This is a genomic window from Microcoleus sp. AT3-D2 (genome assembly GCF_036705715.1).
Classification (GTDB): domain Bacteria; phylum Cyanobacteriota; class Cyanobacteriia; order Cyanobacteriales; family Microcoleaceae; genus Microcoleus.
This window is the reverse complement of the sequence record NZ_JAUBVE010000123.1, coordinates 1-10030: the sequence shown is the minus strand read 5'-3', so window position 1 is coordinate 10030 and position 10030 is coordinate 1. Positions and strand designations below refer to the sequence as shown.

At 45.3% G+C, this 10030-nt stretch carries 9 protein-coding genes; 6 read left to right on the top strand and 3 right to left on the bottom strand.

Going from position 1 to position 10030, the window contains the following annotated elements; translation table 11 throughout:
• Positions 1-171: 171 nt before the first annotated feature.
• The 5 genes from QUB44_RS29365 to QUB44_RS29345 all read left to right on the top strand — a co-directional run bounded on the left by QUB44_RS29365 (position 172) and on the right by QUB44_RS29345 (position 3320).
• Complete coding sequence (locus QUB44_RS29365; protein ID WP_333373115.1) at positions 172-810, top strand: ThiF family adenylyltransferase; 639 nt, start codon at positions 172-174, stop codon at positions 808-810.
• A 130-nt stretch (positions 811-940) separates the two neighbouring features.
• Positions 941-1390 carry a peptidoglycan-binding domain-containing protein gene (locus QUB44_RS29360; protein ID WP_333373112.1) on the top strand — a complete coding sequence of 150 codons (450 nt, stop codon included), beginning with the start codon at positions 941-943 and terminating at the stop codon, positions 1388-1390.
• A gap of 379 nt (positions 1391-1769) precedes the next feature.
• Positions 1770-1949 carry a peptidoglycan-binding domain-containing protein gene (locus QUB44_RS29355; protein WP_333373109.1) on the top strand — a complete coding sequence of 60 codons (180 nt, stop codon included), beginning with the start codon at positions 1770-1772 and terminating at the stop codon, positions 1947-1949.
• A gap of 143 nt (positions 1950-2092) precedes the next feature.
• Positions 2093-2659 (top strand): DUF924 family protein, encoded by a 567-nt coding sequence (locus tag QUB44_RS29350; RefSeq protein WP_333373107.1) that lies wholly within the window; start codon positions 2093-2095, stop codon positions 2657-2659.
• Between the two features lie 205 nt (positions 2660-2864).
• Positions 2865-3320, top strand: a complete 456-nt coding sequence (locus QUB44_RS29345) for a DUF6575 domain-containing protein (protein WP_333251669.1) — start codon at positions 2865-2867, stop codon at positions 3318-3320.
• Between the two features lie 65 nt (positions 3321-3385).
• Here the strand turns inward: QUB44_RS29345 and QUB44_RS29340 are convergent, their stop codons facing one another.
• Positions 3386-4732, bottom strand: a complete 1347-nt coding sequence (locus QUB44_RS29340; protein ID WP_333373104.1) for a sorbosone dehydrogenase family protein — start codon at positions 4730-4732, stop codon at positions 3386-3388.
• A gap of 355 nt (positions 4733-5087) precedes the next feature.
• Positions 5088-5588: an autotransporter gene (locus QUB44_RS29335; RefSeq protein ID WP_333168223.1), complete on the bottom strand. Its 501-nt coding sequence runs from the start codon at positions 5586-5588 to the stop codon at positions 5088-5090.
• Between the two features lie 667 nt (positions 5589-6255).
• Between QUB44_RS29335 and QUB44_RS29330 the strand changes: the two genes are divergently transcribed.
• Positions 6256-6882: a L,D-transpeptidase gene (locus QUB44_RS29330; protein WP_333373102.1), complete on the top strand. Its 627-nt coding sequence runs from the start codon at positions 6256-6258 to the stop codon at positions 6880-6882.
• Between the two features lie 204 nt (positions 6883-7086).
• Here the strand turns inward: QUB44_RS29330 and QUB44_RS29325 are convergent, their stop codons facing one another.
• Positions 7087-8955, bottom strand: a complete 1869-nt coding sequence (locus tag QUB44_RS29325; protein WP_333373100.1) for a tetratricopeptide repeat protein — start codon at positions 8953-8955, stop codon at positions 7087-7089.
• Positions 8956-10030 lie beyond the last annotated feature (1075 nt).

Genomic DNA, 10030 nt, shown 5'->3' with positions numbered 1-10030 from the left:
ACAACAAACTACATTGAAATTTAGTCAGATTTAACTGTAGCATATTCGGGGTTCCAGTTAAGATGCGTTTACCCTGTTATGAGTGCGGGGATTTGTCTCAGCGGATTGGACAAAGACTTCGACTTGCATTCATTGGTTGGAGTCGTCGAAAATCGCTAATTCTTGATTACCATGAGTATATTTTTTCACGAACAACTTTACAGAAGTGCCGCAGTGATGTCGCTGATCAAAAATTTCCCGGTAACGGTGTGTGGCGCGGGCGCTTTGGGTGCGAATATTACAGAAAGTCTGGCGCGATCGGGCTTTTGTCAGTTAAAAGTCATCGATCGCGATCGCATTGAGGAACGCAACCTTTCCACTCAACCCTATTATCGATCGGACATCGGCGCATTCAAAGCCAAAATTCTCACCAACAACCTCTACCGCGCTTTGGGAGTCAGCATTGACGCGCAGTCAAAAGAATTGACACCCGCAAATGCCGATCGGCTGCTTGCCAACAGCGCCACAGTCATCGATACTTTTGATAACAGTGTAGGGCGGCAAGCAGTCAAGGATTACTGTGCCAGTGCCTCCCTTCCCTGCGTGCACGTCGGATTAGCTGCCGATTACTCCGAAATAATTTGGAACGAACACTATCGGGTTCCTTCAGCGGCGAATGATGACGTTTGCGATTACCCACTGGCGAGAAACTTGGTAATGCTGACAGTTGCAGTTGCCTGCGAAGTAATTGTTACCTTTGCTGCTACCAAACAGCAACAAAATTTAACTTGCACGATCGGAGATTTTGCAGTAAAGCCACTTATATTGTAGAATGTCGGTTGACTGTTGCCAGAAACCAGGTCAATCAAGATTGGATGCCCTCATCCTATAAACCCGGTTTCTCACCCTCTAACAATCGTCAAACTTGCAAAAAACGCTTGAGAAAATTAACAGGGAAAGTATGTCCGAACAAGTTTGTACTGGTACTATTTCACTAGAATGCAAGCCAAAAAAGCCCGATCCCCCGCCTCCGCCTCCGCCTAAGCCTAAGCCTCAGCCGCCTTTTTTGACTTTACTAGCAGTTCTACTTCTATTGATTTTGACTGGCATCGGTGGCGGAGCATATACTGCTTCATCAAGTGACGCAATTTGCACGTCGCACGATGATTGCAACGAACCAGAAGTCAGACCCCATAAAAGGATTTTAAAACACGGATCGAGAGGGGCAGATGTGAAGAAACTGCAAAAGTTGTTGAACGCGCGGGGCTTGTCCCCACACCCGATCGCAATTGATGGCGTGTTCGGGCCGACAACTCTCACAGCAGTGAAGAAATTTCAGCGGCAATCTCATATTCCTGTAGACGGAGTTGTGGGAGGCAAAACTTGGGACAGACTGTTTGCTAATTCGTAAATTTAAGCACCCGACAGCAAAGGTTCCTAAGTCATCATTGCTAATCATTAATCGCTGCGGTTTGTAGTTGGACAGATAGCGCATTTTGTGCAACTACAGACACAGAAACTTTAATCAACAATCCATCGCATATTAGATTGCCAATGAATGAAGTTTTAGATTGTTGGTTTGGTCGCTCGAATGAAAAATTAACAGGAAAAATATGGCCGGATCACAGACTTTTTATTTTTTACTAGGAGTTCTCGCCCTATTAGTTTTGACGGGGACAAGTAGAGCAAACTATGCAGCGGGCTCCGCAGTTTGCTACACTGATGATTGCCATCGACCAGCAGTGAAACACCATAAAAGGATTTTAAAATGCGGCTCGAAAGGGCACGATGTGAAGAAACTGCAAAAGTTGTTGAACGCGCGGGGCTTGTCCCGACACCCGATCGCAATTGATGGCGTTTTCGGTCCGACAACCGAAGATGCAGTGAAAAGATTTCAGCGACAAGCGGATATTCCTGTAGACGGAGTTGTGGGAGGCAAAACTTGGGACAGACTGTTTGCTAGTTTGTAACTTTAAGCACCGGACAACAAAGGTTCCTAAGTCATCATTGCTAATCATTAATCGCTGCGGTTTGTAGTTGGACAGATAGCGCATTTTGTGCAACTACAGACACAGAAGCTTTAATCAACAATCAATCGCATACTAGATTGCTAATGAATGAAGTTTTAGATTTTTGGTTCGGTCGATCGCACTCTCCTGAGTTTGGCAAAGTCCACAAGAAATGGTTTGAAAAAGATGCGGATTTTGATGCAGAAGTGCGATGGCGCTTTCTGCCACAATACGAACTAGCCGCCTCCGGTAAACTCGACTCATGGCACGATTCCCCCGACAACTGCCTAGCATTAATTCTACTGTTAGATCAATTTCCGCGTAATATGTTTCGCGGAACGCCCCAAGCATTCGCCACAGACAACAAAGCTTTAGCCACCGCCGAATATGCTGTTAATCATAACTTCGATCGCGAATTGCTAACTGTACAAAAATTATTTGTTTATCTCCCTTTTCAACACAGCGAAAACTTAGAAAACCAGCAAAAATCCGTGGAACTATTTCGCCAACTCAGCGGCGAACCTGACAGCGATTCATTCATTGAATACGCGATGCAGCATTTAGAAATAATCCAGCGTTTTGGGAGATTTCCCCACCGCAATCAAATTCTCGGACGCGAAACAACCCCGGAAGAAGCAGAGTTTCTGAGACAACCCGGTTCGGGATTTTAAAGCGCGATCGCAAAACCTTTAGGCTACTTAAATTATCAATATGTGCTTCAAACACCAAGAATATATGGAACAATTAATAGCATTTAAACTCAATAAATTTCCTCTAACTCTCAGTGCGTAGGTTGGGCCCGTGGAACGAACCCTCCGTTTCACTCCGCCCAACATTTTCGCTACAAATTTCCTTAACTGAACCGTATTGGAATATATGGAACAATTAATAGGATTTAAACTAAGTAAATTTCCTCTAACTCTCAGGAGCATAGTCAATTTAGAGTATTTCGACGGCCCGCTACTATCGCTTTTTGAGAATGAATACGGCGATAGTTATCTTTATTCTTGGTGCGATGTCGATAATTTGTACAATCGCTGGTTGGTTTTCAGAGTTGCACAACTAACTCTCAAGCTTTACATAGAGGGACAAGTTTCATTGCACGAGTTAATTGTAAATCCTGTTGACGGATTTCTATATTCATTAGATATAGACAATGATTTACAGGTGAAAAACACTTATTTAATTCTACCTGAAAATTTACCGGCAATCTACTTGCCAGAAACAGATTCCTATTACGAACTGTCTGATTTAAATCGCGAAACGGCGGAAGAAGATAGGTTATTAATTTTTCAAAAACTTTCCGGCGAATCTCAACTTAGCAAGGTTTGAAGCTGACTAAAAAACCAGATCCCCGACTTCTTGAAAAAGTCGGTATCTAATAGCTCGCCCAATCGTCAGCGGCGATACTGCACCCGATAAATCCGGTTATTCGCTTCCTCAGTAAACAGCAAACTCCCGTCAGGTAAAACCAGCAAACCAACCGGCCTCCCCCAAGTTTTCGGGCCCGACGGATCTGTGAGAAAACCGGTCAGAAAATCCTCATAATAACCTTGAGGGCGTCCGTTCGCCGCGTTAAAAGGTACAAACACGATTTTATAACCAGTTCCAGCGTTCCGGTTCCAACTGCCGCGAAACGCCACAAATGCCCCGTTGAGAAATCTTTTGGGAAACGTTTTGCCGTCGTAAAACTGAAGCCCTAAAGCCGCAGAGTGCGCCTGAAACAGCACGTCTGGCATTAATGTTTTAGCCGCTAAATCAGGTCGATCGCTCTTGCCGTTTTTGGCGTGGCGCGGGTCGAGCAAATTCGGCTTAAAATAAGTGTAAGGCCAGCCGTAAAACTCGCCTTGACGAATTCTTGTCAAGTAATCCGGCACCAAATCATCTCCCAAACCGTCGCGTTCGTTGACTGTCGTGTAGAGTTGATTGGTTTTTGGGTGAAAATCCAATCCCACCGGATTTCGCAAACCGGAAGCAAAAATTTGCTGGTTCTTGCCGTCCAAATTCATCACTTGAACAGACGCCCTCGGCAGCGGTTCGACATCGGCATTAGACTGCGATCCAACTGAGACGAAAAGTTTGCTATTGTCTGGGGAAACGACAACATTTCGCGTCCAGTGTTGGTTGTAGCCGCCGCCCGGTAAATCGGCAATTTTTTGACCAGTACCTGTCAATTGTTCCTGCCCTTTTGTGTAGGGAAATCGACGGACTTCAGCGGTATTTCCTAGGAAAAAATAGCGATCGGCAAAAGCCATGCCAAAGGGAATATTTAACCCGTTTTGGGCATTTGCAAAAGTCTTGCGAACCTCAGCAACCCCGTCGCCGTTGGCATCCCGCAACAGCGTAATCCGATTCTGCCGGGTTTCAGTTACCAAAACATCGCCTGTCGGCGTCACAGCTAGCCATCGGGGAGCGTCTAAATTGTCAGCAAAAACGTTGACGACAAAGCCAGGAGGCACTCGCAGCACTGGCGATGCGGGAATCGGTATTACTTGAGGAGGTTTTGAGGCGCTGTCGCTGGCTCCGGGCTGCGGCAAAGTAGTTGCAGCAATACGGATTGGCTGCGGCGACAGCGGTTTGGTCGGTACAATTTGATTTGTCCCAACATTTGTCACCGGTGCACGGGAGGGAATTTGCGACAGGGGGCCGTTGCCGCCAACAGCAGGGGCGATCGCATCTGTAGCTCGATCGCACGCAATCATCGGCAACAGCAGAATTAGCAGCAAGAAACGCAGGTAATACATAGCAGCGATTTCTCAATAATTGCTGGACAATTCTATTATTCTAACTGCTATTAAACAGCGAAGCCACCGCGCACGCGGTGACTTAATTGCGCTAACTCATACCAGTTGCAACAAAAGAATGCAAGTGTAGGCCCGTACTCCAAACCTTGAGCTTCATCAGTCAATCGATTTGAGATTTCAGATTTTAGATTTTAGATTGAAGAAAGCGACCCCACTGATAAATCCGGGGGCTGGCGATTTGGATTCGAGCTTTTTTCTCGCTCCCCGAATGAATCACGCGGCTGGTGACCACATTGCTTTTGGTCATTCCCATCGAAAATCAAAAATCAAAAATCGAAAATGGTATAACCTAGCTCTACCAAAGTCCTCTCACAGGAGCCGGAGCCGGACGGGGAGCCGGAATTGGACGGGGAGCCGGAATCGGAGCCGGAGCCGGAGCCGGACGAGGAGCCGGACGCGGTGGCGGTTCTGGAGCCGGACGCGGTGCCGGTGCTGGGGTTGCGGGACGAGCAACCGTTGTGGCTACCACCTTATAATCGGGGATCACCGCGATATTTTGTATCTGAGATCCGGCGACGGTGGCTCTGACTTTCATTCCCGGTACCAGGCCAATAATTCTCAGGACGCATCTTTGAATCCTGAGAGTCCTGTACGGCGCGTTTTCTTCGCGAATTGTTACTACATCGCCGACAATACTTTTGACAAAACCGGTAATGGTTTGAGTGTTTGCTGTTGTGGTGGTCTGCGTTTGGGCTATTTGAGTTGCAGGGTTAGCCATCGCAGGATGTACTGAGACCGCCGAAATTACCACCGACAGTGTTGCACCTGTCAATAATTTGATGTTCTGAAGACGCATTGAAACCTCACATTAACTGCTATTCAGGGTCGGGTTTGCTTCCGCTGCACGAAAGTCCCAACCTCTATACCTAATCCAGTTTAATCCCCAGAGTAGGAAATTTATGACAATCTCAAAAAAAGATTATCGAACAAGTATTGAAAGACTAAAGTTTACATCATAAGTTCCCGATTTACAACAAGTTCAGCGGTTTGCATCTCTAGAGTGTTGACGTGATATATTTAGTTTATTCGATCGACCTTAGCAGTTTTTTTCCGCCAACCTAACTGTTGCTGGGGGTAACTCTACCCAAAGACAGATTGTGCTTGCCGGATACAGCAGCGCCATAGTTTGAATACTTAATCGCCAGTCGGTCATGGCTAAAAAATAAAATTAGTTGGAGGTAGAATTTAATCATGTTCTTGGAATATTTACGCATAAACCGGGTTTTCTCACGACCTTCTATTGCGTAATTCCACTGAGCCTCTTATAAAAACCCTGTGGTTTTAGTATTATTGCCTAAGCTTTGTGTTGAGTTACAAGTTATCAGTGGTGAAATTTTACCTAAAAACTGTGCAGCGTAGTTGCCGTCAAAAACCCATCTCAAAATTTTGTGACGGGTGCGGTTGGCGGATAATTAGATAAAAACTTTGTAGGAACTGCTGGTTAGGAGTTTAGCGAACAAAAAATGGTGAACAGCAAATTTTTATTTAATAAGCTAGTTGTGCTGAGCTTGAGTGCAGCCGCGCTGTCGGTCGCCCTACAGCAGCCAGTGGCAGCCGCTACTTCAAGTAATAGCGAACTCGCAGCGCAGCGGCCCACATCCGAGACACAATTGCCGAATATCGAGACCCCAGAACTGCCGCCCTTGGGAGAACCATTTCTTTATATTCCCCAGGAACAAAAGCCTGCGGTAAATCCTATTGAGGAAGTGCATTTAGTGCTCAAATTGCGAGAACGCCGCGTCTATGTTTACCGACAAAATAAGGTGCAAACCAGTTTCCCGGTTGCTGTGGGAAAAGGCGGCTGGGAAACTCCTACAGGCAATTTTAAAGTTATGCAAATGATCAAAGATCCAGTTTGGCAAAATCCTTGGACAGGAGAACTTATTCCTGCTGGGCCCGATAATCCTTTAGGGAGTAGGTGGATGGGGTTTTGGACGGATGGCAAGAATGTGATTGGTTTTCATGGTACTCCGAATCCAGAGTCGATTGGGGGGGCGGCTTCTCACGGCTGCGTCAGAATGTTTGATAAAGACGCACAGGCTTTATTTGAGAAAGTCGCAGTTGGCACACCGGTGATAGTTGAGCATTAATTATTTGGAGGTTGGGGTGCATAAAAATATTCCGGAACAGGCATATTGCCTGTTCCACAAAAACTTAAATTTGGTTGTGGGGAGTAGGGGTTGGGTATCCTGCCCGCCCATGAAAGACTTATTGATAATGCAGCTATTGGGTGAGTTAAAACTTACATTTTGCACCCCTCTCAGCAACAGGCAAGATGCCTGTTCCACAAAGAGTTAAATAGATTGCTGATATTTTTCCAGCAACTCCGGGATGTAATCGTACCCATCAACACCGATCGCAGGAATGATATTCGCTCGACTTTTAGCCAAAGATTGTTTAAAAGATTCCGCCCCCATTTGGCCCCGCAAAATTGTCAACAAACCAGCCGATTGACGCCACTCCATCGCACCAATTTGCTCCAAAGTATACATCCCCAAACTGCCTGCAAATATCGCTTTTTCTAGTGAGTTGATTCTGTAATAAGCTTGAGCCAAGTAAGCCAAATTCAGACCTTGCAAATATAAATCTCCTGAGAATTGAGCCGCTTGCCAACCTTTGAGCAAATATTCGATCGCGCCTTCAGCATTTTCCAGGGCGATTTTAGCAATACCGAGACTGCTGGAACAAAAAGCTTGACTTTGGCGATCGCCCAATTTTTCCGATAGCAACAAACCTTGTTCTAAATAGCCGATCGCACTCTCGTAAACCTCCGGTTCCACCTCCTCCAACTGCCGCGCTTGAAACACTTCACTGTAACCCAAATTAGCCAGAGCATTTGCCTCGCCTTGTCGCTCTCCCGTTTGTCGTGCCATAATTAAAGCCCGCTGGCTGTAATTAATCGCTTCCTGATAATTTTTTTGAGCAACATAGTTGCGGCTGATGTGATTGAGATTGGCAACTTCGCAAGCTTTGTCTCCTTCGGTACGGGCAATTTCCAGTGCTTGTTTGTGCAGCAAGAGCGATCGCTCGTAAGCCCCAGCCGCCTGCATCGAATAACCCAAAAGCGTCAGAATCCGAGCTTTCGCTTGAGTGCCTTCAACTCGCCGCAGCGGTTCATCTAAATAATCCAAAGTATGCCGCAGAGCTTTACCATCAAACGAAGCAAAAATTCCCCCGTAAAGCGGAAAATATTCTCGCTGAGAAAAAGCGCGCAAAATTTGCAAAGTTACTTGAAAACAAGCATTTGCCAACTGTTCCCCGCTCTTGGTAGAATTATTAAACCCACTAGCTAGCTGACTCCAAATTACCGCAAAAGTAATGTAAGTAGAAATTGAAGCTTTTGTTGACACTTTGGAATCGTAAACTTGCTTGTCAAACCATGACGCCAACGCCCGCTGCAAGCACTGCAAAATAATCGCAACTTCCACCAATATGCCTAAATCTAAATTTGATTGCTGGGCTGCGAATTGAACTATAGATTCACCGAGCGCAATAGTCTTCAAAAGAGCCTGGGGAAAGGGACTGTTAACTTTTTTTGCCCAAAAAGCCCAAGGCCCATTTTGTTCGGGACTACCAGCAAATCCTAGCTGCTGCGGCTGATAAATCCAGCCCACAAGTTCCGGTTCCAAACGCTGCCAAGATTCTAAACCTTTAGCGATGCCGGCGGTGATTTGCTGCAAATCTTGTTCGGTTTCGGGATTGGCAGTTTGCAGCATTTGTTGGTGTAGGGATTTTGCCAATTGCTGCAATTGAGCGAGAGTCAGCGGATGTTCTTTATTCGGATCGATTACTTGCAATAATGCCAGAAGGCGGGCGTTAGATTCTGCCGTAACGATTTGTTGGATTGAGGATGCAATTTCGCGATCGACGCGGTTATCTTTCTGCCAGCGTTCCCATTCTCCTTGGATGGTTTTGAGAGCTCGGAGGGTGCGATTTGCCTTTGCTTGTTTGATTTCGTCTTTTTCATTTCTGAGTTGATTTTCGGAGGCATCAAGGCGTTCGCCGAAACAGCGTTCAAAGATTTCGCCAGTACCGGTACTAATGTCTTGCACCAGCATTTGATAAACTTGTTCTTTGGAGCGAATTTGACCTTTGAGGGTGATTTCGACAATTTTGTCGATTAGTGCTAGGTAGCGATCGCGCAATGAGGTAGATTCAGGCATAAGTTATTTTTAGTTAATAAGTTTTTATTGACACCGCAGACCGTATTTCGCGCTGCTACTTAATTTTACAGCTCATCTGGATTAATGCCCATTGCTCGCAGTCGATCGGCTAATGGATTGGCCCGCTGACTTTCAGATTCGGCTCACTGCCTTTCCAATTGAGCTCGCTGTCTTTAAAATCCTTCTGGAGTCCGAGCTAAATTGCCATTAACATCATACTAGCGCAGCCACAACCTCTGATGCTGTAAGAAAGAACCTTACCACAAACCCAAACTCAACTTTATTTCCAGTATCCAGAATCGAGAAGCTGTTAAAAGTTGTTCGCTGTAAAGGTTTCCAAATCAGCGAAATACTCTCTATTAGTTGTTGTATTTGCTAAAAACAAAGTAATAACGAATCTTCAAAATTATCTCGTAAATCTGCCACTTAGTCTGTAGTTTTTTTTGGTCGATTCTGTCAGCCCCAACTTTTCATCTTCCGTACCTGCGGACAGAAATTAGATGGCGATTAAACGAGTTACTGCTTCGTCCCAAATGACGTAACTTTGGCGCAAGTCTCTGTCTCGGTAAACTCTCAACACTTCGACGACAAATAAATACCAATCGGGTCTTTTGTACCAATTGGGATGATTGGATTCGTAGTAGAGATTTATATCGCTAGCCGAGAATACGCGATCGGCTAGATAATTAGGGAGAAAGCAACTATCTTGCAGCTTTTGTGATTGTTATGGTGATATTCGTCAGGCAAGCCTGGGTGATCCGGGTCTTCACTTGGTAGAGCGTAAATCGTCGGCAGCACTTTTGTTTGCGTTGGCTGCGACTCTGGTATGTACATTGTTATACAATTATCCCTGCGAGATTTTAACGAGATTCAGGCGGTACGGTAATTGTTACATTATAACGCGATGTGATTTGTTGTGGCAGAACGTCGCTATCCTTTGCACCGGAAAATTGTGCTACATATTTTTTGCTAAATAACGATCGCTACTGCTTTTTTTATAAGTAGTTAGACAGAATTAATTACACAAATACATAGTATAATGATATTCAGGCAAAATTATGAGTTAATTAGAATT

Excerpts from the sequence above, each read along its gene's own strand:
- QUB44_RS29350 (WP_333373107.1), top strand. The coding sequence starts at position 2,093 with ATGAATGAAGTTTTAGATTTTTGGTTCGGTCGATCGCACTCTCCTGAG.
- QUB44_RS29335 (WP_333168223.1), bottom strand. The coding sequence starts at position 5,588 with ATGCGTCTTCAGAACATCAAATTATTGACAGGTGCAACACTGTCGGTG.
- QUB44_RS29360 (WP_333373112.1), top strand. The coding sequence starts at position 941 with ATGTCCGAACAAGTTTGTACTGGTACTATTTCACTAGAATGCAAGCCA.
- QUB44_RS29330 (WP_333373102.1), top strand. The coding sequence starts at position 6,256 with ATGGTGAACAGCAAATTTTTATTTAATAAGCTAGTTGTGCTGAGCTTG.
- QUB44_RS29340 (WP_333373104.1), bottom strand. The coding sequence starts at position 4,732 with ATGTATTACCTGCGTTTCTTGCTGCTAATTCTGCTGTTGCCGATGATT.
- QUB44_RS29365 (WP_333373115.1), top strand. The coding sequence starts at position 172 with ATGAGTATATTTTTTCACGAACAACTTTACAGAAGTGCCGCAGTGATG.
- QUB44_RS29345 (WP_333251669.1), top strand. The coding sequence starts at position 2,865 with ATGGAACAATTAATAGGATTTAAACTAAGTAAATTTCCTCTAACTCTC.
- QUB44_RS29325 (WP_333373100.1), bottom strand. The coding sequence starts at position 8,955 with ATGCCTGAATCTACCTCATTGCGCGATCGCTACCTAGCACTAATCGAC.